Source organism: Geodermatophilus sp. SYSU D00700 (genome assembly GCF_054050255.1).
This window is the reverse complement of the sequence record NZ_JBJGZA010000041.1, coordinates 1-21,351: the sequence shown is the minus strand read 5'-3', so window position 1 is coordinate 21,351 and position 21,351 is coordinate 1. Positions and strand designations below refer to the sequence as shown.

Annotated in this window: 24 protein-coding genes and 1 tRNA gene; 10 read left to right on the top strand and 15 right to left on the bottom strand. The window is 75.4% G+C overall.

The annotated features are described in order from the left end of the window. The first annotated feature begins 28 nt into the window (after positions 1-28). Both ACI79V_RS20860 and phaZ read left to right on the top strand, forming a co-directional pair. Entirely contained in the window at positions 29-1,786 is a 1,758-nt protein-coding gene (locus ACI79V_RS20860; protein ID WP_456892355.1) for a PHA/PHB synthase family protein, read from the top strand. Further along, entirely contained in the window at positions 1,770-2,618 is an 849-nt protein-coding gene (gene phaZ / locus ACI79V_RS20855; protein ID WP_456892353.1) for a poly(3-hydroxyalkanoate) depolymerase, read from the top strand. The genes ACI79V_RS20860 and phaZ overlap by 17 nt, the downstream gene beginning before the upstream one ends. Positions 2,619-2,724: 106 nt before the next feature. On the opposite strand, the gene ACI79V_RS20850 is transcribed toward phaZ, so the two are convergent. The 4 genes from ACI79V_RS20850 to ACI79V_RS20835 all read right to left on the bottom strand — a co-directional run bounded on the left by ACI79V_RS20850 (position 2,725) and on the right by ACI79V_RS20835 (position 6,702). Further along, entirely contained in the window at positions 2,725-4,098 is a 1,374-nt protein-coding gene (locus ACI79V_RS20850) for a neutral zinc metallopeptidase (protein WP_456892351.1), read from the bottom strand. A gap of 118 nt (positions 4,099-4,216) precedes the next feature. Next, positions 4,217-5,164, bottom strand: coding sequence for a hypothetical protein (locus tag ACI79V_RS20845; RefSeq protein ID WP_456892349.1), 948 nt, complete (start codon positions 5,162-5,164; stop codon positions 4,217-4,219). Further along, positions 5,161-5,403, bottom strand: a complete 243-nt coding sequence (locus ACI79V_RS20840; protein WP_456892347.1) for a hypothetical protein — start codon at positions 5,401-5,403, stop codon at positions 5,161-5,163. Before ACI79V_RS20840 ends, ACI79V_RS20845 begins: the two co-directional genes overlap by 4 nt. Before the next feature lie 666 nt (positions 5,404-6,069). Then, positions 6,070-6,702, bottom strand: a complete 633-nt coding sequence (locus ACI79V_RS20835) for a hypothetical protein (RefSeq protein WP_456892345.1) — start codon at positions 6,700-6,702, stop codon at positions 6,070-6,072. A 388-nt stretch (positions 6,703-7,090) separates the two neighbouring features. Here ACI79V_RS20835 and ACI79V_RS20830 point away from each other — a divergent pair, with 388 nt between their 5' ends. The 3 genes from ACI79V_RS20830 to ACI79V_RS20820 are packed head-to-tail and all read left to right on the top strand — an operon-like array spanning position 7,091 to position 9,411. Continuing rightward, positions 7,091-8,461, top strand: coding sequence for a cytochrome P450 (locus ACI79V_RS20830; RefSeq protein WP_456892343.1), 1,371 nt, complete (start codon positions 7,091-7,093; stop codon positions 8,459-8,461). 18 nt (positions 8,462-8,479) lie between these two features. Continuing rightward, positions 8,480-8,914 carry a GNAT family N-acetyltransferase gene (locus ACI79V_RS20825; RefSeq protein WP_456892381.1) on the top strand — a complete coding sequence of 145 codons (435 nt, stop codon included), beginning with the start codon at positions 8,480-8,482 and terminating at the stop codon, positions 8,912-8,914. Continuing rightward, positions 8,911-9,411, top strand: coding sequence for a VOC family protein (locus tag ACI79V_RS20820; RefSeq protein ID WP_456892341.1), 501 nt, complete (start codon positions 8,911-8,913; stop codon positions 9,409-9,411). The genes ACI79V_RS20825 and ACI79V_RS20820 overlap by 4 nt, the downstream gene beginning before the upstream one ends. Positions 9,412-9,415: 4 nt before the next feature. Here the strand turns inward: ACI79V_RS20820 and ACI79V_RS20815 are convergent, their stop codons facing one another. The 5 genes from ACI79V_RS20815 to ACI79V_RS20795 are packed head-to-tail and all read right to left on the bottom strand — an operon-like array spanning position 9,416 to position 13,005. After that, entirely contained in the window at positions 9,416-10,555 is a 1,140-nt protein-coding gene (locus tag ACI79V_RS20815) for an NAD(P)/FAD-dependent oxidoreductase (RefSeq protein WP_456892339.1), read from the bottom strand. After that, positions 10,552-11,310: a hypothetical protein gene (locus ACI79V_RS20810; RefSeq protein ID WP_456892337.1), complete on the bottom strand. Its 759-nt coding sequence runs from the start codon at positions 11,308-11,310 to the stop codon at positions 10,552-10,554. Before ACI79V_RS20810 ends, ACI79V_RS20815 begins: the two co-directional genes overlap by 4 nt. Positions 11,311-11,339: 29 nt before the next feature. Further along, the gene (locus ACI79V_RS20805; protein WP_456892335.1) at positions 11,340-12,269 is read right to left on the bottom strand and encodes an ABC transporter ATP-binding protein; all 930 of its coding nucleotides are present in this window, start codon (positions 12,267-12,269) and stop codon (positions 11,340-11,342) included. Then, positions 12,266-12,511: a helix-turn-helix domain-containing protein gene (locus ACI79V_RS20800; protein ID WP_456873825.1), complete on the bottom strand. Its 246-nt coding sequence runs from the start codon at positions 12,509-12,511 to the stop codon at positions 12,266-12,268. Before ACI79V_RS20800 ends, ACI79V_RS20805 begins: the two co-directional genes overlap by 4 nt. Continuing rightward, positions 12,511-13,005 carry a DUF2975 domain-containing protein gene (locus ACI79V_RS20795; protein ID WP_456873824.1) on the bottom strand — a complete coding sequence of 165 codons (495 nt, stop codon included), beginning with the start codon at positions 13,003-13,005 and terminating at the stop codon, positions 12,511-12,513. Before ACI79V_RS20795 ends, ACI79V_RS20800 begins: the two co-directional genes overlap by 1 nt. A 164-nt stretch (positions 13,006-13,169) precedes the next feature. Here ACI79V_RS20795 and ACI79V_RS20790 point away from each other — a divergent pair, with 164 nt between their 5' ends. Continuing rightward, the gene (locus tag ACI79V_RS20790; RefSeq protein ID WP_456892333.1) at positions 13,170-13,685 is read left to right on the top strand and encodes a hypothetical protein; all 516 of its coding nucleotides are present in this window, start codon (positions 13,170-13,172) and stop codon (positions 13,683-13,685) included. A 59-nt stretch (positions 13,686-13,744) separates the two neighbouring features. Beyond that, a complete protein-coding gene (locus tag ACI79V_RS20785) occupies positions 13,745-14,764 on the top strand; it encodes an ABC transporter substrate-binding protein (RefSeq protein ID WP_456892331.1) in 1,020 nt (339 codons plus the stop codon). A 64-nt stretch (positions 14,765-14,828) separates the two neighbouring features. Here the strand turns inward: ACI79V_RS20785 and ACI79V_RS20780 are convergent, their stop codons facing one another. Beyond that, positions 14,829-15,242, bottom strand: coding sequence for a VOC family protein (locus ACI79V_RS20780; protein WP_456892329.1), 414 nt, complete (start codon positions 15,240-15,242; stop codon positions 14,829-14,831). Then, a complete protein-coding gene (locus ACI79V_RS20775) occupies positions 15,239-15,865 on the bottom strand; it encodes a dihydrofolate reductase family protein (protein ID WP_456892328.1) in 627 nt (208 codons plus the stop codon). The genes ACI79V_RS20780 and ACI79V_RS20775 overlap by 4 nt, the downstream gene beginning before the upstream one ends. Positions 15,866-16,625: 760 nt before the next feature. Between ACI79V_RS20775 and ACI79V_RS20770 the strand changes: the two genes are divergently transcribed. Further along, a complete protein-coding gene (locus tag ACI79V_RS20770) occupies positions 16,626-17,102 on the top strand; it encodes a hypothetical protein (protein WP_456892326.1) in 477 nt (158 codons plus the stop codon). A gap of 194 nt (positions 17,103-17,296) precedes the next feature. Here the strand turns inward: ACI79V_RS20770 and ACI79V_RS20765 are convergent. The 4 genes from ACI79V_RS20765 to ACI79V_RS20750 form a co-directional block, all read right to left on the bottom strand. Next, positions 17,297-17,369, bottom strand: a tRNA-Lys gene (locus tag ACI79V_RS20765). 359 nt (positions 17,370-17,728) lie between these two features. Further along, positions 17,729-18,589 (bottom strand): hypothetical protein, encoded by an 861-nt coding sequence (locus tag ACI79V_RS20760; protein ID WP_456892324.1) that lies wholly within the window; start codon positions 18,587-18,589, stop codon positions 17,729-17,731. A 28-nt stretch (positions 18,590-18,617) separates the two neighbouring features. Next, positions 18,618-19,499 carry a Rieske 2Fe-2S domain-containing protein gene (locus ACI79V_RS20755; protein WP_456892322.1) on the bottom strand — a complete coding sequence of 294 codons (882 nt, stop codon included), beginning with the start codon at positions 19,497-19,499 and terminating at the stop codon, positions 18,618-18,620. Next, the gene (locus ACI79V_RS20750) at positions 19,496-19,939 is read right to left on the bottom strand and encodes a VanZ family protein (protein ID WP_456892320.1); all 444 of its coding nucleotides are present in this window, start codon (positions 19,937-19,939) and stop codon (positions 19,496-19,498) included. The genes ACI79V_RS20755 and ACI79V_RS20750 overlap by 4 nt, the downstream gene beginning before the upstream one ends. 166 nt (positions 19,940-20,105) lie before the next feature. On the opposite strand from ACI79V_RS20750, the gene ACI79V_RS20745 reads away from it, so the two are divergent. Both ACI79V_RS20745 and wrbA read left to right on the top strand, forming a co-directional pair. Then, positions 20,106-20,564 carry a GtrA family protein gene (locus tag ACI79V_RS20745; protein WP_456892319.1) on the top strand — a complete coding sequence of 153 codons (459 nt, stop codon included), beginning with the start codon at positions 20,106-20,108 and terminating at the stop codon, positions 20,562-20,564. A gap of 107 nt (positions 20,565-20,671) precedes the next feature. Beyond that, the gene (gene wrbA, locus ACI79V_RS20740) at positions 20,672-21,274 is read left to right on the top strand and encodes an NAD(P)H:quinone oxidoreductase (RefSeq protein ID WP_456892318.1); all 603 of its coding nucleotides are present in this window, start codon (positions 20,672-20,674) and stop codon (positions 21,272-21,274) included. Positions 21,275-21,351 lie beyond the last annotated feature (77 nt).

Genomic DNA, 21,351 nt, shown 5'->3' with positions numbered 1-21,351 from the left:
GTCCCCCGCACCCCGTCAGGAGTCCGCGATGACCACCACCGCACAGCGTCCGGCCGCCGGGCCCGCCGACCGCCCGCGCCCGGCCGCAGCCGCCGACGGCAGCGCGGAGGAGCAGGCGGGCGATGCCGTCATGGGCCTGGACATGGTCCTCGTCGACGCCGCCCGCGGGCCGCTGCGGCGCATGGTCCCGCCGGCCCGCACGCTCGCCGCGCTCGGGTCGGCCCTGGTCCGCCACCCCGACGCGGTGGCCCGCCGCGGCGGGGAACTGGCCCGCGAGGTCGGCCGGATCGCGGTCGGCCGCTCGGAGATCGCGCCCAACCCCAAGGACCGCCGCTTCGCCGACCCCGCATGGACCGGCAACCCCCTGTTCAAGCGGACGATGCAGGCGCACATCGCCGCGGCCCGCGCCGCGGCCGGCCTGGTCGACGACGTCGACCTCGACTGGCGCGACGACGAGCGCATCCGCTTCACCCTGACCAACGTCGTCGACGCGCTCGCGCCCAGCAACGTCCCGTTCCTCAACCCGCTGGCGCTCAAGGCGGTCATCGACACCGGCGGCCGCAACGCCGTCTCCGGGCTGCGCCGGCTGGTCTCGGACATCGTGTCCCCGCCGCGGGTGCCCTCGATGGTCGAGCCCGACGCGTTCACCGTCGGCGAGGACCTCGCCGTCACTCCGGGCGCCGTGGTCCTGCGGACCGACGTGTTCGAGCTGATCCAGTACCGGCCGACGACCGAGCGGGTGTACCGCACGCCGCTGGTCATCGTGCCGCCGACGATCAACAAGTACTACGTCACCGACCTCGCGCCGGGCCGCAGCATCGTCGAGCACTACGTGGGCGCCGGCCACCAGGTCTTCATGATGAGCTGGCGCAACCCGGACGCCCGGCACGCCGAGTGGGGCCTGGACACCTACGGGCAGGCCGTCCTGGACGCCGCCGACGCCGCCGAGCGGATCACCGGCAGCGAGCGCGTCGCGTTCCAGGGCTTCTGCTCCGGCGGCATCATCCTGGCGATGGTGCTGGCCCACCTGGCCGCCACCGGCCGGCTCGACCGGGTGGCCGCCGCCAGCTTCGCCGTCACCGTCCTCGACTGGTCGCGCGCCGGCACGATCGGCGCGCTCATGGACGAGCAGGCGGTGCAGGAGGCCACCGAGAAGTCGCGGCGGAAGGGCTACCTCGACGGCGCGATGCTGGCCGAGGTCTTCGCCTGGCTGCGGCCCAACGACCTGGTGTGGAACTACTGGGTCAACAACTACCTGCAGGGCCAGCCCCCGCCCGCCTTCGACATCCTCTACTGGAACGCCGACACCACGCGGATGACCGCCGCGCTGCACCGCGACTTCATCGAGGTGGCACTGGGCAACCAGCTCACCGAGCCCGGGAGGTCGAGCATGCTCGGCACCCCGGTCGACCTCTCCACCGTCGACGTCGACACCTACGTCACCGCCGGCATCGCCGACCACCTCTGCCCGTGGCAGTCCTGCTACCGCACCACCCAGCTGCTCGGCGGGCGCAGCCGGTTCGTGCTGTCCACCGCCGGCCACATCGCCTCGCTGGTCAACCCGCCCACCAACCCCAAGGCGTCCTTCCAGGTGGCGCCGGAGACGCCGGCCGACCCGGAGCAGTGGCTGGCGTCGGCCCGCAAGGAGAAGGGCTCGTGGTGGCCGGACTTCACCGGGTGGCTGGCCGAGCGGGCCGGGGAGGAGGTACCGGCGCCGGAGTCGCTGGGCGGGCCGGACCTGCCGGTCCTCGGTGACGCGCCGGGGACGTATGTCTTCGACAAGTGAGTCGCGGCCGCGGCCGGACCGGGGGGAGACGGTCCGGACGCTGGTCGTCGGGGGCCGCACGCTGCGCGTGGCCGAGCGCCGCGGCGACGGTTCCCGTCCCCCGCTGCTGCTGATGAACGGCATCGGCGCCAGCCTCGAGGTGCTGCAGCCCTTCGTCGACGCGCTCGACCCGCGCCGCACCGTCGTCCGCTTCGACGTCCCCGGCGTGGGCGGGTCGCCGCCACCGGTGGTCCCCTACGTGCTGGCCACGCTGACGCCCGTGGTGGCCGGGCTGCTGCGCCGGCTCGGTCACGACGGCGAGGTCGACGTGCTCGGGCTGTCGTGGGGCGGGGGCCTGGCGCAGCACTTCGCCGTCCAGCACCGCCGCCGGTGCCGCCGGCTGGTGCTCGCCGCCACCGGCACCGGGTCGCTGATGGTGCCCGCCTCGCCGCGGGTGCTCTCCCACATGCTCACGCCCCGGCGGCACCGCGACCCCGGCTACGCCGAGCGCATCGCGGGCGAGCTCTACGGCGGAACCGTGCGCACCGACCCGGCGCGGGCGGCGCGGGCGCTGCACGCGCACAGCCGGCTCGGCCCGCGGCGCGGCTACTACTTCCAGCTGGCCGCGAGCGCGGGGTGGAGCAGCCTGCCGTTCCTGTCGCTGATCCGGCAGCCGACGCTGGTGCTCTGCGGGGACGACGACCCGATCATCCCGACGGTCAACGCCCGCATCCTGGCCCGCGGCATCCCGCGCGCGCGGCTGCACCTCTACGAGGGCGGGCACCTGGCGCTGGTCACCGAGGCCCGCGAGCTGGCGCCGGTGGTCGACGCGTTCCTCGACGGGGACGGCTGACCGGTCGTCCCGGGGACAGCCGGAGCCTGTGCGCTGACGCCGGGTTCGACCGCCGGGAACCCGGCCCCGGCGCACACCATCGCGCCGTGCGCCACGGACCGACCGGTCAGAAGCCGCAGCGGTCGCCGCCGTCGACGAAGCCGCGGCGGAAGGCGTCGAGCAGCTCGAAGTCCGACAGCCCGGCGGAGGCGACCACGGCCGGGTCGCCGGCGTAGCGCAGCAGGGCCAGGGCGGCCTCGTCGACGTCGCCGGGTGCGAGCTGCCGCGCGCCGTCGACCTCGCCGAGGAAGGTCTCGCGGGTCAGCCAGCCGGTCGCGCACGCCGCGGCGGACACCGCGGCGGGGCCGTCCACGGTCAGCCCGCGCTGGTCCCGCACCGCCAGCGCGTAGGGCAGGGCCAGCAGCGCCGGCACCGCGAAGTCGCCGACGTCGTCGTGGGCCGGTGCGAGCAGGCCGGCGGAGTCGTAGCGGACCGAGCCGTCCGCGGGGCAGTACAGCAGGTCGGCGTCCTCGTCCCGGCCGGCGCAGGTCCCGCCGTCGGTGGCCCGGACGTCGGGCTCGGCCAGGCGCCCGCCGAGCGCCTCGGTGCCCGGGAAGCCGGTGCCCGTCGCCTGCTCCCAGAACGCGTCGAGGACGTCGTCGCTCGCCGCCACGACCTCGCCGTGGGTCCGGTCCCCGGCGTCGCGGGCCGGGTCGGACTCCTGCTGGGTGTAGAGCCGTGACTCGTCGAAGGCGGTGCAGACCCGCGCCCCGTCGGCGTAGCCCTCCTGGAAGGCCGAGAGCTGGTCGAACAGCGAACCGTGCGCGTCCTCGGCGTCGGGCGGTGAGCCCGGGGGGTCGCCGAAGTAGACATAGCTCAGCAGATAGGGGTCGAGCTCGTCCGGACGGACGGCGACGTGCGCGGCATTGCCGTCGACCACCCAGCGCGTCCACGCCCCGGCGAAGCACTCGGCCTGGGTCTCGGCGACGATCGAGGGGGCGTCCAGGCCGGCCTGCGCCTGGACGGCGTGCGCGATCTCGTGCGCCATGGTCTCGGCGACCATGAACGGGCCGTAGTCGCGGGCGAGGTCGGCCAGCCACGCCCGGTCGTAGACCACCGCGTCGTCGTCGCCGCAGTAGTAGGCGTTCTCCGCGAGGTCGGCGAGGTCGTCGGAGAAGCAGTCGCCGCCGGGCAGGTCGGCGGGGTCGGTCTCGTCCGGGTCGATCGACCAGACGCCGCCGTCGACCCCGTCGAAGTCGGCGCCGTACAGCTGCGGGGAGGTCTGCTCCCACCAGGTGAGCACGTCGGCGACGGCGTTGCGGGCGATCCGGTCGGTCTCGTCGCCGGACTCGGCCAGGTGCACCGGGACGTCGGCGTCGGTGGCGTCGGTGCGCGGCCCGCCGCCGGGCCCGGTCGCCGTGCCGGCCACGACGGCGGTGCAGCCGGACAGCGCCAGACCCGCGGCGAGCAGCAGCCCGGCGGCGGGGCGGGCAACGCGCACGGCAGGCCACCTCCGGTCGGGGGACGGCGCGGGCGGCGTCCGGGCTGGGCGGCAGGAGGCTGCCCCGCCCGGTGGCACCGGGTCAACCGGGTCGTCCCCGCCCGCGCCGCGGACCCCGCTACGCCGCCGAGGGGTACGACCGGATCGCCGTGACCAGGGAGCAGCCGGCGTCCCCGAACTCCTCGACGACGAAGCCGAACTGCACCAGCAGGGTGGCCAGCGTCTGGTTCATCGTCCGCTGCACGGCGGTGTCCAGCGCGGCACCGCGCACCTGGAGGACCGCCATCCGGTCGTGCTGCCGCCAGCTGACCAGGATGCCGCCGCGCAGCGGCTCGGGGGTCAGGCACACCCCGCCCGGCAGCACGTCGTCCCGGTCGGCGCCGGAGCAGTCGTGCAGCGGCAGGCCCGCCTCGACCAGCGCCGCGGTGACCTCGACGACCAGCGTGGTCAGCGCGTCCTCGTCGGTGAGCAGGTCGTCCCAGTCGTCGGCGAGCCGGTCGAGCTGCTCCCCGAGCTCGGTCAGCCACGCCCGGTCCTGCGGCGAGGGGCGCCGGGCGACGGTGCCGTCGTCGCGCAGGGTGCCGTGGACGGCGCGGGCGTCGCCGTCGAGGCCGCAGGACACGGCCGCCCACTCGGCCTCGACCCGGTCGGCGTAGGGGCCGGCCAGCGCCGCCGGAGCCGAGGGGCCGCCCTCGCCGTCGGTCAGCCACCACGCCGTCGGCGCCCCGGCGTCGGCGAGCCGGCGGCCGGCGGGGTGCGCGGTGGGGGCGGGCACCGGGTGCGGGGCCAGGCCGACGGCGCCGCGGACCTGCGGCGCGCCGCCGGGAGCACCGTCCGCGGGGACGGGGACCGGGCCGGGCACCGGGACGTCGACCCGGACGGCGGCCGGCTCGCCGCCGGGACCGCCGGCGTCGGCGGGGGCCGGCGCCGGCTGCTGGGCGCGGACGCGGTTGCGCTCGAACTCGTACTGGGCGGTCGAGGCCCGGCCCAGCGCGACGACCAGCCCGGCCATCGCGACGAACCCCAGGACGGCGACCACCGGCCAGAGGAGGATCGGGTCGTTCACCACGCGCACCAGGAACGCTGGGGGCCGGAGCCCCAGGCTGCGGCCCGGCGGACCCAGGCCCGGACGGTGGCGACGACATCGACCGGCCGGCGCGCGGGGGCGAGCCGGCCGGGGAGGTCGTCGCACGGATCGGTGGCGGGCTCGAGGCCGAGCAGGGCGACGAGGTCGGCGATGCCCAGCCCGTCGCCGGCTGCGACCGGGGCGGGCAGCGACGGGGCCGGTGGTGCGGGCGCGCTCACGGTGGGGTTCCTCCCGGACTGACGTCCCGGCCGGGGAAGTGCCGGTGACGTCGGAAGCATCGGGCCTGGGGGCCCGCGACGGCGCCCGGCGGTGCCACCCGCGGCCGCGGCGTCACGCGATCGTTGTGTCCGCCCTGGTCAAGGCCCGGTCACCGGTCGTTGCGGCCGCCGTCATGTCGACTCGCCGTCGGTTCCCCCGCGTGGCGCGGTGGGCGGGCCGTGCGGTCGTCCCCGGACGGGCGGCGCGGCCGCGGCGTGTCGCCGCCCGGTCAGCCGGAGGGCGTCGTCCGGTGCGGCGCGCCGCTGCGGTCGTACGTCGTCCACTCCCCGGTCTGCCGGCCGTGGTCGGAGGAGCCCGACCGCAGCCGGGTCCCGTCGAGCCGGAACCACTCCCGGTACCCGTGGGGCTGCCCGTCGACGACGGGGCCGCGGGCCGCGGCGACCGTCCCGGGGCCGCGGGCCGCGGCGACCGTCCCGGTGCCGCTCCCCGTGCACGCCGTCGGTGGACTCGGCCCGGGGCACCGGCACCTTCGTCGGGGACCGCCGGAGGGGCAGCCTGCCACGCGGCACCGACGGACCCCGGGAACGCCACAGGGACGCCGTCGCGGTCGACGGCGTCCCTGTGGACGTGCGTGCGGTCGGGCCTCCCGCAGGGAGGCGCTCCCGTCAGTCGGCGTAGCGGACCACGTGGCCGCCGGCGTCGCCGCCGAGCGGGGTGACCTCGAGACCGCGCAGCCAGAGGACGTCGGCCAGCGCGCGGTTCATGACGGCCTGGACGGAGATGTCGGCGACCAGGCCGTGCACCTGCTCGACGCTCATCCGGTCGTGCTGCCGCCAGCCCACGACGACGCCGTCGAGGCCGGGCTCGGCGCCCAGGCACGCCCCGCCGAGCGCGCTGCCGGCGCCGGTGGCGTCCCACAGCGGCAGGCCGGCCTCGGTCAGCGCCGCCGCGACCTCCACGACCAGGGTGGCCAGCCGGTCCTCCTCGCCGAGGGCGGCGTCCCAGTCCTCCGGCAGCCGCTCGAGCTGGTCGCCGAGATGGGCCAGCCACGCCAGCTCCTGCGGCGAGGGCCGCCGGTGCAGGCCGCCGTCGGGCCGGCGCAGCCCGTACACCGGGCGCAGGCTGCTGCCCTCGTCCACCGCGTGCCCGGCCGCCGCCCAGGCCGCGCCCGAGCGGTCGGGGAAGGGCCCGTCCACCAGCCGGCCGGAGCCGAACTCGTCCTCGCTCACCAACCACCAGCCCAGACGCGCCTCGCCGTCGAGCCGGACCTCACTGCTGCGCAGAACCACCGTGTCCACCGTTCGTCCCGTCCATGGGGGCCGTCGAGGGGAAGTGCGACGGCGACCGCGACCACCGGGGAAGGGCGGTGCGGGTGGTGGAAACGTAGGGCGCGCGGAGCCCGCCGCACGGCCGCGGAGGACCCGCGGGACACGGCGTTCCCGGATCGTTGCGAACGCGCTGGTCCGGGACGGTGACCGGCCCCGCCAACCGCCCACATGTCGACCGTGTCACGCTGCGCGGAGCGTGGGGATGTGCCGAAACCGCGCGGTGACGCCGGTTCGGCTCAAGTCCCCGGCGCGTCCCCGGGGACCGGCCGGGTGGACGGCGGGCGGGCGCGCTGCGCAGGATGGCGGTGCCCGGCCGTACCGAGCGGTACCGGCCCGCGGGCACACGGGAGGCGGCGGGATGACGGCGGGGTCGACGGCACGCGGCACGGTGCGCTGGGCCGCGACGCACGGGGTGATGCGGCTGGCGATCCGGGCCCGCGCCCGCGCCGGCAACCCCGACGCCGAGGTGCTCCGCGACCCCGCCGTCCGGGAGCACCCGTACGCGCACTACGAGCGGCTGCGCCGTCCCGCGCCGCTGGTGGGCGGCGCGTTCTCCAAGGTCAGCGTCCACCACGCCGTGTGCACCGAGGTGCTGCGCAGCCCCGACTTCGGGCAGATCGGCGGGTCGCGCACCGAGGGCCTGCCGCCGGTGCTGCGGGCCGCGCTGCGGCTGGCCGGCCCCCGGCCGAGCGTGGGGCCGATCGACGCGCCGTCGATGCTGGCCGTCGACCCGCCCGAGCACACCCGCTACCGCCGGCTGGTCAGCCGCGCCTTCAGCGCCCGCGCCGTCGCCCGGCTGCGCGAGCGCACGCGCTCGATCGCCGACGAGCTGCTCGACGACCTCGAGCACGGCCCCGCCGCGCCCGGCGGGCCGGTCGACCTGGTCGCGCGCTACGCGAGCCTGCTGCCGGTCACGGTCATCTCCGAGGTGCTCGGGGTGCCGGTGGGCATGCGCGAGCAGTTCCTCGCCTGGGCCGACGGGGCCACCCCGAGCCTCGACATGGGCGTGTCCTGGCGCACCCACCGCGAGGTGGAGCGCAACCTCGCCGAGCTCGACGCCTGGTTCCGCGGGCACCTGCGGCGGCTGCGCCGCGACCCCGGCGAGGACCTGCTGTCGGCCCTCGTCACCGCGGCCGACGACGACGGCAGCGCGCTCACCGAGCGGGAGCTGCTGGCCACCGCCGCACTGGTGTTCGGCGCCGGCTTCGAGACGACGGTCAACCTGGTCAGCAACGGCGCCGCGCTGCTGTTCGCCCACCCCGACCAGCGCCGCCTGCTCGCCGCGGACCCCGCGCTGTGGCCCAACGCCGTCGACGAGGTGCTGCGGGTCGAGTCACCGGTGCAGCGGACCGGGCGGCGGGCGCTGCGCGACACTACGGTCGCCGGCGTCCCGGTCCGCGCGGGCGACCTGGTGATCCTGGTGCTGGCCGCGGCGAACCGCGACCCGCTCGTCTTCGCCGACCCGCACGTCTTCGACGTCACCCGTGCCAACGCCCGCGACCACGTCGCCTTCTCCAGCGGCATCCACTTCTGCCTCGGCGCCGCGCTCGCGCGGATGGAGGGGGAGGTCGCGCTGCAGGCGCTGTTCGAGCGGTTCCCCGACCTCGCACCGGCGGGGCCGTCCCGCCGCCGCGGCACGATCGTCCTGCGCGGCCACGAGGCCCTGCCGGTGGTCCTGGGCCGCGCCGCGCCGGCCCCGGCGCCCGGTCGCCCGCACGTCCCGGCCTGACCGCCGCGCCGCCGCACCCTGGTCACGCCCCGCCGTCCTGCGCCACGATGCCCCTGCCGACCGGAGCCCCTGCCGACCGGAGCCCCCGACGACCGGAGGACAGCAGTGACCGACAGCGCAGCGCAGGTCGTCGACCGCCCCGATGCCTCCCGCTTCGAGGTGCTGGTGGACGGCGAGGTCGCCGGGTTCGCCGAGTACCGGCGGACGCCGTCGTCGGTGTCGTTCTCCCACACCGTGATCGACCCGGCCTTCGAGGGCCGGGGGCTCGGGTCCGTGCTCGCCCGGCGGGCGCTGGACGCCGTCCGCGCGGAGGGCGGGGCGGTGCTCCCGTTCTGCCCGTTCATCCGCGCCTGGATTGAGCACCACCCCGACTACCTCGACCTCGTCCCCGCCCACCGCCGCGTCCAGTTCAGGCTGCCCGCCGACCCCCGACCCGAGGTGACCCCGAGATGACCCAGACCCGCGACCTGGCGGCCCTGGACGCCGAGCGCGACCGCATCCGCGCCGCGCACCTCAGGCCCGCCGACGAGCGCCCCGCCTCGACCGCGCGCGGCCTGCACCACACCGCGCTGATCAGCAGCGACGTCGAGCGGACGATCCGGTTCTTCCAGGACGTGCTCGGCTTCCCGCTCACCGAGCTGATCGAGAACCGCGACTACCCCGGCTCCTCGCACTTCTTCTTCGACATCGGCCACGGCAACCTGCTGGCCTTCTTCGACTTCCCCGGCCTGGACGTCGGCCCGTACGCCGAGGTGCTCGGCGGGCTGCACCACATGGCGATCAGCGTCGAGCCCGAGCGCTGGCAGGAGCTGGTGCAGCGGCTCACCGACGCCGGCGTCGAGCACGAGGTCCACAGCGGCGTCTCGGTCTACTTCCGCGACCCCGACGGCGCCCGCATCGAGCTGATCGCCGACCCGCTCGGCGAGATGTACGGCTCCACCGTGCTCTGATCCCTCACACCGCCGCCGCGGCGGGCACGGTCCGGGCGACCGTCGGGAACGAGCGGTCGCCGAAGAGGACGCGGCAGGCCGCGGCGCGACCCGGCGGCGTGCGCAGCAGCGCGAACGCCGCCGTCGCCATCGCGGGCGTGCGCACCTGCGCCAGCCCCCGGCGCAGCGCGAGCCGGCCCCGGAAGCGTCGGCGCAGCGCGGCTCCGTCGTAGTGCGCCAGCGCGTCGGACCGCCCGGCGCGCAGCGCGTCGTCGAGGACGTCGACGGCGTGCTCGGACAGCCGCAGGCAGGGGTCGAGGCCGCCGGCGGTCAGCGGGGAGACCGCGCCCGCGGCGTCCCCGACGAGCAGCCCGTCGGCGCAGGCGATCCGCCGCAGCAGCCCGCCCACCGGGATCGGGCCCCCGCGCCGCTCGACGTCGCCGGCTACGGCCACGCCGGCCAGCCCGGGTGCCATCGCGCGGAACCGCGCCAGGGCCCGGCGCAGGCCGTCGGGGAAGCGGTCGGCGTACCCGGCCACGCCGACGTGGGCGTGCCGGCCGTCGTCGACCACCCAGGCCAGGTAGCCGGGCGCGAGCGTGGGGTCGAGGACGCAGTGGAAGGCCGGCGGCCCCGCGCTGCCGGTGACCGGGAAGACCTCCTCCGCGCCCACCAGCAGGTGCGTGTTGCGGTCCAGGCCCAGGTCGCGGGCCACCCGGGAGCGGGCCCCGTCGGCGCCGACGACGAAGCGGGCCCGCACGCGCACCGGCCCACCGGGGCCGGCGAGCAGGCAGGTGCCGCCGTCCCGGCCGGTGTAGCGGGTGCCCAGGGCGATCCGCACGCCGGCGTCGGCGGCGGCGCGGGCGCCGGCGTCGTACAGCGGGCCCATGTCGCCCACCCGGTACTCGTCGCGGTCGCTGTCGAGGACCACCGGGCGGTCCAGCGCGGGCGGGTAGAGCACCGTCCGCCGGATGGGCGGGCCGAGGTGCTCCGTGGGCAGCGGGAAGTCGTCGAGCGTCTTGCGGACGAAGATCCCCGTGGTGCGGACGGCGCCGGAGAGCACGGTCCGCCGGTCGGCGAGCAGGACGTCGTGCCCGCGGCGGGCGAGCTGCGTCGCCGTGTGCAGCCCGGCCAGCCCGGCGCCGACCACCAGGACGTCGGCGTTCACCGGACGTCGTCCCGGGTGAACCGCAGCCAGCCGAGCAGCAGGGCGCCGGCGGCCCAGGCGAGCAGGACTGTCACCGACGACGTCCACGTCATCCCCGCCGGCTCGCCGCCGAAGAGCAGGAACGCCGCGCCGGAGCCGGGCAGCGCCTCGGCCAGCGTGGTGGCCCACGCCTGGCCGAACTGGGGCAGGACCAGCGGCAGGACCAGCACCAGCAGGAAGACCACCACGAGTGCGCCGGCGGTGCTCCGCAGCAGGGCACCCAGCCCGACCGCGAGCGCGGCACCGGCCGCCACGACGAGCGCGACGGTGCCCACCGCGTCGAGCCCCTGGTCGACCGGCAGGGTGAGGTCGGGGTGGGCCGCGTGCGCGGCGAGGGCGGAGGCCAGGGCGAGCAGCACACCCGCGACGGTGGCCGTGCCCACCGCCACCGCCGCGCGGGCGAGGAGCAGGAGGCCACGGCGGGGCGTCCACTGCAGGGTGGGCACGATCCCGCCGGTGGCGTGGTCGGCGGTGACCGCGGTGAGGGCCAGGCCGAGCAGCGCGAACTGGGCGGGCATGACGAAGGCGGTCACCCCGGGCCAGACCGGGTCACCCCCGGACGACACGGGGTCCGCGGCCGCCTCCACCCCGGCGACGACCCCGAGGCCGACCAGGACGACGGCGGCCGCCAGCAGGAACCACCAGCTGGTGCGGACGGTCCACAGCCGGGTCCACTCGGCGGCGCAGGTGCGGGCGAGCACGCGCCGGGCCGGCACCCGACCGGCTCCGCGCGCCAGGACCGCCGTCACCGGGCCACCCCCGCGGGCGCCTCGTCGCGGCCGGCGTACTCCACGCTGCCGGCGGTCAGCGCCAGGTAGGCCTCCTCGAGGGACTGCCGGACCTCCGACAGGTGGTGCAGCGGGACCTGCGCGGAGGCCGCGACCTCGCCCACCTCCTCGGCGCCGATCCCCTCGACCTGCAGCTCGTGCGCGTCGACCTGCTCGACGGCGGCTCCACGCGCCCGGAGCCCGGGGAGCAGCAGGTCGGGCCGGGCACACCGGACCCGGACCCGGCGACCACCGAGGCCGCGCAGGAGCTCCGCGGTGGTCGTGTCGGCGACCAGGTGGCCGCGGCCGACGACCACCAGCCGGTCGGCGGTCTGCTCGACCTCGCTCAGCAGGTGGCTGGACACCAGCACGGTGCGGCCCTCGTCGGCGAGCCGGCGCAGCAACCCGCGGATCCAGCGGACGCCGTCGAGGTCGAGGCCGTTGACCGGCTCGTCGAACAGGAGCACGCCGGGGTCGCCGAGCAGGGCCGCGGCGATGCCGAGGCGCTGGCGCATGCCCAGCGAGTAGCCGGCGATCCGGCGGCGCGCCGCGGCGCCCAGCCCGGCCTGCTCGACCACCTCGTCGACGCGGCGCCGCGGGATGCCGTTGGTCCGCGCGGCCACGCGCAGGTGGGCGCGGCCGGTGCGGCCGGGGTGGACCGCGCCGGGGTCGAGCATCGCCCCGACCTCGCGCAGCGGTTCGGCCAGCGCCGCGTACGGGCGCCCGTTGACCAGGGCCGTCCCCGCCGTCGGCCGGTCCAGGCCGAGCACCGCGCGCATCGTCGTGGACTTGCCGGCCCCGTTGGGACCGAGGAAGCCGGTGACCTTCCCCGGCTCGACGTCGAAGGTGAGGTCGTCGACGGCGAGGACGGCGCCGTAGCGCTTGGTCAGCCCGCGGACGGTGATCACCGGTGGGCCTCCTGGGCGGCCTGCGGCGCGTCCTGGCCGTCGGGGACCCACTCGAGCAGGTCGCCGGGCTGGCAGTCGAGCACCCGGCACATCGCCTCGAGGGTGCTGAAGCGGACGGCCTTGGCACGGCCGTTCTTGAGGACCGCCACGTTGGCCGGGGTGAGGCCGACCCGGTCGGCGAACTCCCCCACGCTCATCTTGCGCCGGGCCAGCTCGACGTCGATGCGCACGACGATGGGCATCAGATGACCGCTTCCATGTCGGTGCGCAGTGCCGTGGCCTGCCGCAGCAGGGCGCGCATCACCACCATGAGCAGCCCGACGACGGCGCCCACGAGCAGCAGCACCAGCAGGATCACGAACAGCGCCGCGTCGTCGCTGACGCCGTCGACGATGAAGTAGTAGACGCAGACCCAGGTGCCCAGGAGCATCGCCCACCCCGCGGCCATCGCGCCGACGATGGCGTCGACCCAGGGGAAGGCGCCGTCGCTGAAGATGCGGTCGGTGGTGACCAGCGTCAGCAGCTGCCAGGTGCACACGATGACGACCTGCACGCACAGCAGCGCGAGCACCGCGGCGGCCGTCATCACCCACCGCACGACCGACTGCTCCAGCGAGGGGTCGGCCAGGTCGGGGACCATCCGGGGCACCGCCCACGCCTGGGCGCCCACCAGGGCGAGGAAGACCACCGCGAGCAGGACCCTGAGCGGTCCGACCGCCCGACGCACCGTCTGCATGCCGCCGACTGTCACGGATGATCTATCGAATGTCAATCGATAGGCATCGTGTCGCGATGCGTTCACCCCGGTGGTGTGATCGTCGTGCCACCGGACCGGACGGCCGGGAACCGCGACGACGGAGAGGGGCCCGGGGGCGGGGAGTCCGCACCAGGGTCCGCGGGATGAACGGGGGCGCAGCCCAGAAGCGCAGGCGCTGGCTCAGGTGGGCGCTGGTCGCGGCCGGCCTCGTCGCCGTCCTCGCAGTCGTCGGCATCCTCGCGACCGGGCAGGACGGCGCGGACGAGCCCGCCGCCACGTCGACGACGATACCGCCCGGCGGGAGCCCGTCCGTGGTGCCGGCGCCGTCCGGGGGTGAGGCACCGCCGGTCGCGGAGGTCGGCGACGTCACCGAGGAGCTGCGGACCGCCGCCGGGGGCGCCGTGTGGGGCGCGGCGATCGTCTCCGCCGAGCGGACCGAGCCCGGCCGGGTCGCGGTCCGGACCAGCCTCGTCGACCCCGGCAGCGGGGCCGGGAGCCCGGAGGCGCAGCAGGCGGTCGCCGTGTGCGAGGGCACGGTCGCCTGGCTGCAGGGGCACGGCATCGCCGACCCGTACGTCGACGTGCAGGACGCCGGCGGCACGAGCCTGGTGCTCCACGGCCACCCCGACCTGCCCGCCGGGGAGTGCACCGAGTACTGACGCCGGCCCGCGCCGGGGCGACCACGCGGCCATTACTTAGGCCAGGCTAACCTCGCCTGGTGTCTCATCGTCCGGCCCCGCTGCGGCCGTCCCGTCTCGTGGTCCCCCTCGCCGTCCTGGCCCTGTCAGCAGGTCTGACCGCCTGCGGCGGGTCGGAGGACGGCTCCGCACCCGCCGCGGGATCCTCCTCGTCGGGCGCCTTCCCGGTCACGATCGAGACCAAGTACGGCACCACGGAGATCCCCGAGGAACCGCAGCGCGTGGTCACCGTCGGCTTCAACGACCAGGACTTCGTGCTGGCCCTGGGCGTGACGCCGGTCGGGGAACGCGAACTCCTGGGGGACTACGACGCCACGACCCGCCCCTGGGCGGAGGACCTGCTCCCGGCGGAGGACGTCCCGACCGTGGGCGGTGAGGAGATCGACCTCGAGGCCGTCGCCGCCCTGGAGCCCGACCTGATCGTGGGCGTCTACTCCTTCATGGACCAGACGGTCTACGACCAGCTGTCCGGCATCGCGCCCACGCTCGCGCAGACCGACGAGTACGCCGACGGAGCCACCCCGTGGCAGGAGCAGACGCTGCTCATCGGCCAGGCGCTCGGCCGCGAGGACGAGGCGCAGCAGCTGGTCGACGACGTCGAGGGCCGGTTCCAGGAGGCCGTCGACGAGAACCCCGGCTTCGCCGACCGCTCGCTCGCCGTGGACCTGACCGGTGTCGGCTCGGGCCACTACCTGCTCGGCCGGGACGACCTGCGGACCCAGTTCTTCAGCGACCTCGGCTTCACCGTCCCCGACGCCAGCACCGACGTCAGCCAGGAGCGGCTGGACCTGCTCGAGGCCGACGTGCTGGCGGTGAACGGGTACGACCAGGCGGACGCCGACGCGGACCGGCTGTTCTCGGTCCTCGACGTGGTGACCCAGGGCCGCACGGTCCTGCTCGGCGGCTACTCCGGCGACGTGTCCGCCGCGCTCGGCTTCGGCAGCCCCCTGTCGCTGCCCTACCTGCTGGACGAGGTGGTTCCGGCCCTGGCCGCTGCCGCCGACGGCGACCCGTCCACCGCGGTGCCGGCCCTCGGCTGAGCGTCCACCGCGGTGCCGGCCCTCGGCTGAGCGCTCGCGCTCCGGCGCGACGCCTCCGGCGCGGTCACGCCCAGTCGGCCGCCGTGAGACCGTCGGGGTGCCCGGCGGGCCACTGGACCAGCTCGATCCGGTTGCCGTCGGGGTCGGTGATCCAGGCGGTCAGGAAGTCCGCCGAGTCGTCGGGCGACGTGGGGTCCGCGACCTCGATGCCCTTCGTCCTGAGGTCGGCGACCGTGGCGTGCATCGACTCCACCGAGACGACCAGGTGGCTGAGGCCGCTCCCCCGGTCCCCGGGAGCCCCGGTGGGGTCGAAGACGAGCTCGATGCGCACCACGTCGTCGTCGGGCAGCTTGAGCATCGTCAGATGTCCGACCGGGGTGTCCGGCACCCGGCCGACCACCTCGTAGCCGACGGCGGTGTAGAAGGCGAGCGCCCGCTCGGGATCGGCGACCCGGAGGCCCACGTGCAACGTCCTCATCGGTCCCCTCCCGCGTCCGACGTCGGGAGCGGTCGCCGTATCCGATAGCGGAGGTGCAGGACCCGGTGTTCCGGATCGGCATCGGCGGCGTTCAGCTCGCGGGTCAGCTCCAGCTCGGTCCGCTCGGCGGGCAGGTGGTCGAACAGCCGTCGTCCGCCGCCGAGGAGGACGGGGACGACGTGCAGTTCCATCTCGTCGAGCTCACCGGCCCGGAGCAGCGCCTGGGCGGCGCCGGCGCCGAGGACCAGCACGTCGGCGTCACCGGCGGCGGCGCGGGCCTGCGCGGCGCAGGCGCGGACGTCGGTGACGAAGCGCACGCTGCCCGGGGGAGGCTCCTCCGGCACCTGGTGGGTGAGCACGAAGACCGGGACGCCGTCGTGGTGGTCGCCGTTCCAGTGGCCGGCGTGCTCGTAGGTGCGGCGTCCCGAGACGACGGCCCTCGTCGCCATCGACTCGGCGAACACCTGCCCGTTCGGTCCCGGGTCGAGTCGGTGGTCCAGCCAGTTGAACAGCCGGAAGCCGCCGATGCCCATCGGCTCCTGCGGGCTGTCCTCCGGCCCGACGACGAAGCCGTCGAGGGACACGGTCATGTCCAGCCGGATCGACTGGGTCCCGACGCTCATGTGGTTCCGACCGACACCGGACACAGGACTCATCGGGCGTTGCGCCGCGGAAGCGGACGTCGCAGCCTCCGGTGGGCCCGTGGGGATCGAACCCACAACCCGCGGATCGGAGCTCTGAGGGACACCGTTCGGGGTCGTTCACTCCGTACAGAGTCGCAGGTCAGCACGGTCACGAGACCACAACGACCGATGCCGGACGACCATGAACGGTCTGCACTGGCACACAAACGGCACCACAACAGAACGGCCCCGCCAGGAGAAGCCACACCGTCCGGGGCCTCCCCACCCTGAGCAGGAGGACGCGGACCCACGTTCCACGGTTGCTGTCGACGGGTCCACCCGGCGGGATCGTGCAACACGCCGCTGGAGACACGCGAGCAAGGGTCCTCGGGCCCTAGGGCGACCGCCGTACCGTCAACAGCCTCACGGTCAGCCGGACTCACCGGTGACGGAACAACCAGCGAGCGGGGAGGTAAGCAGATGCGCGGCTACAGGTGGGCTTGATCGGCAGGTCACTGCGGGGCCCCACTGTCTGCATGACGGCGGGGCCCCGTGCTGTCCGGTCGAGACACGGCCCCGCCTGAGGGTTTCACGCCCGGGGTGCGGTGACCTGTCCAGGTGGGGAAGGTCTCTGCTGGCGCACACAGCCCGGAGGGGCCAACGACCCTGTGCCTCCGTGAGCGCCGCGAGGAGGCCGGCCCCTCGTCGGCTCGACTGACGGGCCCGCTGATGGATCGAGGCCGAGATGCGTGGTCGCCGGGTGTTCATCGCAGTAGCGGCCGCCGCCGGCGGACTCGCGGCCAGTGCCGGCCCGGCCCTGGCTGCCCCGGTGACCGTCGAGCACGGCAGCTTCACCGAAGACCCACCGCCGTTCGTCGAGCCCGCAATCTGCGACTTCCCCGTGGTCGTGGACGAGTTCGTGAGAGGCACCTACACGGTCGTGTTCGACGCGGACGGGGACTTCGTCCGCGCCCAGGTGCACATCACCTACGACGCCGACTTCAGTGCCAACGGGATCACGATCCACCAATCCGCCCACTGGACGGACTTCGACTACGCCGACACCGGCCACCGCAAGGTCGGCCTGCTTGCGCACGTCACAGGACCGGACGGCCGGGTCGTCCAACATGACGCGGGCATCATCTTCACCTTCGGTGGCCACGAGAACGTCGTCGACTACCACGGCCGCCACTCGTACCTGGAGGGCGAGACCCCGTGCGCGGCGCTGACGCCGTAGCCGCAGGTGCTTCAGGCGCCGGTGGTCACGGCAGGCGCACGTGCTCCGGCCGTACCGAGGTCAGGTGCCGGCCCCAGCCGTAGTGGTGCACCTGCCGCCAGGTGACCGCGGCGCGCCACCCGAACCCGTCGTCACACTGGCACCGGCCTCCGGGCAACAACCGCGTAGTGCTGGACCCTTGCAGGTCAGCAGGGTGGGCCCCGTGGGGATCGAACCCACAACCCGCGGATTAAAAGTCCGCTGCTCTGCCAGTTGAGCTAGAGGCCCGCTGCCGTCGAGTCTCCCAGACGGGCACGACGGTCACCGGCCGGTCACAGCACGTCGAGGACCAGCAGGACGACGATCGTCAGCACCGCCGAGACGAGCAGGGACCCGAGACAGCCCAACCGGTTCGAGAAGAAGAGGAACACCCGTCGGGGTTGCCCCTGGGAGCGCGGTCGGAACCCTCCGTGCCCGCCGTCACCACCCGGACGGGGAGGTGCACCCGTCCGGGGGATCGTGGCCGCCGTCGCCCACTACCTACGGTCACCACCAGTGCGGCGCCGGACGGCGCCGGCACGCCAGACCCCGGTCCGGCCGTCCCGTTCCCCCCGGGCCGGCCGGACCGGTCCCACGTCAGGGGTCGGTCAGCAGGCGCTCTCCGTCAGCGCGAACAACACGTCGCGCTGCGCCTGGTCCAGCGGCAGGTCCACGGTGACCTCGTCCTCGCCGTCCACCTGCACGCCGAGCAGGAACAGGTGCGGCTGCTTGGTCTCCGCCAGCGCGTGAGCGTCGCAGCGCGCCGTCGTGAACGTCAGCCCGACCTCGCGGCCCGGCTCCCCCTCGGTCAGCGTCACCGGCAGGTCGGCGTCGACGTCGTAGAGCACGTTGCCCTCGAGGCGGGTCAGGGTGACCGCGCGGTCGTCGTCGCCCCCACGGGTCAGTTGGAGCGACCCGGTGACGGTCTCGCCCTCGAGGGCCAGGCCGGTCACGGTGACCCCGGCGACGGCGAGCACCGCTCGCGCCGCGCAGGTCTCGGCGTGGATCCGGGTGAGGTCCTCGGCCGCGAGCGGCACGCGCAGCACCTCGCTGCGCCCGTCGGGACGGACGACGGTCAGTCGCGCGGCCGCGGGCTCGGCGGCGCGGTCGCACACCGGCTCACCGAAGGGCGTCGGCAGGTCGATGGTGCGCCCCGGCACGAACGCCGCGGTCACCGCGCGGTCGGGCAGCGGCGCGAACCCGGGCGAGTCGATCGCGACGGAGGTGACCGTGAACGGCTCGCTGCCGGTGTCGGTCACCCGGACCTGCACCTGGCCGCCGACGGCCTCGTCGGTGCGGAGCTGCACGGCGACCGCCTCGATGCCGGCGACCGGCGGCACCGGCGGGCCGGAGGACAGCGCGGTGGAGGACGACGACGCCGCCGTCGAGGAGGGGGCCGACGACACCGCCGGGGCGGCACCGCACCCCGCGCAGAGCAGGAGCGCCAGCCCGGCCGCCGTCCGCCTCATGCCGGGCAGGGTAGGCGCGCCGGCGGCCCTACTGGTGCCGCGCGGGCAGCCGCGCCAACACGTGCCCGGCGTCCATCCGCACCTCGAGCTTCTCCTGCGGGTTGGCCGCCGGGCCGCGCCGGGGCTCGCCGTCGTCCAGGTCGAAGGCGGAGTCGTGCCACGGGCAGACCAGGCACGCGTGCCCGCGCACCTCCTCGACGCTGCCCTCGTACAGCGGCCCGGCCAGGTGGGAGCATGACCCGACGAAGACGTCGACCCGCCCGCCCCGGCGGACGGCGGCCAGCGGCACGGCCACGCCGCTGCCGGTGCCGGTCCGCAGCGCCGGCCGGCCCTCCGGCAGGTCGTCGAGCGGGCCGAGGTCGATCCAGTCGGAGGTCAGCGCGCGGGCCGCGGTGGCCGCGTGCGAGGCGCCCGAGGACTGCGCGTAGGACATGTGCCCGCCGACCGCCGCCGAGCCGGTGGCGATGCCCAGCCCGGCGTAGGACAGCACCCGGCCCAGCGTCCCCCGGCCCCTGGACCGGGCGACCAGCGAGCCCACGTAGAGCCCGAGGGCGACGGTGTTGGCCGCCGCGTGCAGCGCCCCCAGCCGGCGGACGCCGATCTCCTGCTCCGACCAGTCGGCCGCGCCCGACAGCGCGGCGGGCACCGAGACGGCGACGCCGGTGCCGATGAGGACGGTGGCGGCGGGCCGCAGCGGCGGGATGGCGTCGAGCAGCCCGGCGGAGGCCCAGCTGCCCACGGGGACCTGCACGAGCACCGGGTGCAGCGGGTGGCCCAGCCAGGTGCCGTGGAGGGCGTCCTTGAGCGCTCCGGGCTTCAGCGCCGCCTGCACGGCCGAGCGGGCCGACTCGATGACCTTGTCGAAGGTGCTCACGTCGGCGAGGCGGTCGAGGAAACCCATCAGGCTCATGCGCGGCTCCCTACCCCCGCCGACCGGCCGTGATGCCGGGTGCAGGCGCCGGGCAGGCCTGCGACCAGCAGTCCGGCGACGACGGCGCCGGTGGCGTTGAGCAGCGCGTCCAGCGGGGAGACCACGCGGCCCAGCGGCAGCGCCCACTGCAGCGTCTCGATCGCGGCGCCGGCCGCGACGGCGGCGAGCGCGAGCACCGCGGGCCGGCGCAGCACCGGCCAGCGCAGCACGGCGACGGCGGCCAGCGGCACGAGCAGCAGCAGGTTGCCCAGCAGCTGCAGCACCGTCGCCTGAGAGTCCAGCCCGGTGAGGTACCAGCGCACCTCGACGGCGGGCGAGCCCCACTCGGAGCCGCCGGCGCCCGCGGGCAGCAGCGTGAGGGCGGCCACCGCCACGAGCGCGACGGCGGCCCCGGTCGTCAGCACGGGTCGGGTGTCCATGACTGCCGACGGTGACCGAAGACCCTGTGAGCAGGCTGGACGCGCCCGGAGTGACGTGATCGACACGGTCCGGCGGGGGTGTCGGCGCGTATACCGCTGGCTCCCAGGCAACTGTCAGGGGCACCCTGCATGCTGACCGCACCAGCCGCCCGGAGGAGGAGAGCCCGTGACCTGCCCGTCACTGCTGCACCGCCCGGCGGCCAGCAGTGACCTCGCGGCCCTGGTGCGCTCCGACAGCGTGGTCGGCCAGTTCTCGCGGTTCGTGTTCGTCGGCGGGGTCTCCAGCGCCGTCTACGCGCTGCTGTACTGGCTGCTCAACGGGTTCGGCGACGTCCCCGCCAACGTGGTCGGCTCGGTCCTCTCGTCGATGCTGGCCAACGAGATGCACCGGCGGATCAGCTTCCACGCCGGCGAGTACGTCCGCTTCTGGACCGCCCAGTGGGAGGGCGGCGCGCTCGCCGCCCTCGGTGTGGTCGCCACCAGCCTGGCGCTGAGCTGGTTCAACGCGGTCGTCCGGGACCCGGCGATCCTCACCGAGATCCTGGTCATCGGCGCGGTGACGGCCACCATCGGCACGCTGCGCTTCATCGCCCTGCGCTGGGTGTTCCGCCCCCGTTCGGTCTGAATCAGTCGGCAGGTTTGACACGCCGAGAAGCGGGGGCACGGTCCGCATCGATGGTTGAACTCGCAACCAGAACCGGACCGTCCGGGACACCAGAACAGAGGGACCCCATGACCAGGATCGCCGTCGTCTACTACTCCTCGACCGGCAACGTGCACCAGCTCGCGTCCGCGCTCGCGGAGGGCGCCGAGGAGGCCGGGGCCGAGGTCCGGCTGCGCCGGGTGCCCGAGCTGGCCCCCGAGGAGGCCATCGACTCCAACCCGCTGTGGCGCGCGCACGTCGACGCCACCGCCGGCGAGGTGCAGGAGGCCACGCCCGCCGACCTCGAGTGGGCCGACGGGTACGCGCTGGGCACCCCCACGCGCTTCGGCACGCCGGCCAGCCAGATGAAGCAGTTCATCGACACCCTCGGCGGCCTGTGGTTCACCGGCAAGCTGGCGAACAAGGGCGCCACGGCGTTCACCAGCGCGCAGAACGTCCACGGCGGCAACGAGACGACGATCCTCACGCTGATCAACGTCTTCTCGCACTTCGGCGCCGTCATCGTGCCGCCGGGCTACACCGACCCGCTGCTGTTCGAGGCCGGCGGTAACCCCTACGGCGTCTCCAACGCCTCCGGCGGCAAGTCGGCCACGGTGACCGACGCCGAGCGGGCGGCGGCCCGCTACCAGGGGCGCCGCCTGGCGGAGGTGACCGCGAAGCTGGCCGCCTGATCGCGTGGGCCCGGTCCGGGATCAGGTGACCTGATCGTGGCGCGTCCTCCCTCACGGCCCACCACGAGGGAGGACGC

Coding starts and splice junctions, on each gene's coding strand:
- ACI79V_RS20760 (WP_456892324.1), bottom strand. CDS start 18,589: ATGAGGCGGACGGCGGCCGGGCTGGCGCTCCTGCTCTGCGCGGGGTGC.
- ACI79V_RS20790 (WP_456892333.1), top strand. CDS start 13,170: ATGAACGGGGGCGCAGCCCAGAAGCGCAGGCGCTGGCTCAGGTGGGCG.
- ACI79V_RS20775 (WP_456892328.1), bottom strand. CDS start 15,865: ATGAGCGTCGGGACCCAGTCGATCCGGCTGGACATGACCGTGTCCCTC.
- ACI79V_RS20755 (WP_456892322.1), bottom strand. CDS start 19,499: ATGAGCCTGATGGGTTTCCTCGACCGCCTCGCCGACGTGAGCACCTTC.
- ACI79V_RS20780 (WP_456892329.1), bottom strand. CDS start 15,242: ATGAGGACGTTGCACGTGGGCCTCCGGGTCGCCGATCCCGAGCGGGCG.
- phaZ (WP_456892353.1), top strand. CDS start 1,770: ATGTCTTCGACAAGTGAGTCGCGGCCGCGGCCGGACCGGGGGGAGACG.
- ACI79V_RS20830 (WP_456892343.1), top strand. CDS start 7,091: ATGACGGCGGGGTCGACGGCACGCGGCACGGTGCGCTGGGCCGCGACG.
- ACI79V_RS20750 (WP_456892320.1), bottom strand. CDS start 19,939: ATGGACACCCGACCCGTGCTGACGACCGGGGCCGCCGTCGCGCTCGTG.
- ACI79V_RS20820 (WP_456892341.1), top strand. CDS start 8,911: ATGACCCAGACCCGCGACCTGGCGGCCCTGGACGCCGAGCGCGACCGC.
- ACI79V_RS20795 (WP_456873824.1), bottom strand. CDS start 13,005: ATGCAGACGGTGCGTCGGGCGGTCGGACCGCTCAGGGTCCTGCTCGCG.
- wrbA (WP_456892318.1), top strand. CDS start 20,672: ATGACCAGGATCGCCGTCGTCTACTACTCCTCGACCGGCAACGTGCAC.
- ACI79V_RS20800 (WP_456873825.1), bottom strand. CDS start 12,511: ATGCCCATCGTCGTGCGCATCGACGTCGAGCTGGCCCGGCGCAAGATG.
- ACI79V_RS20860 (WP_456892355.1), top strand. CDS start 29: ATGACCACCACCGCACAGCGTCCGGCCGCCGGGCCCGCCGACCGCCCG.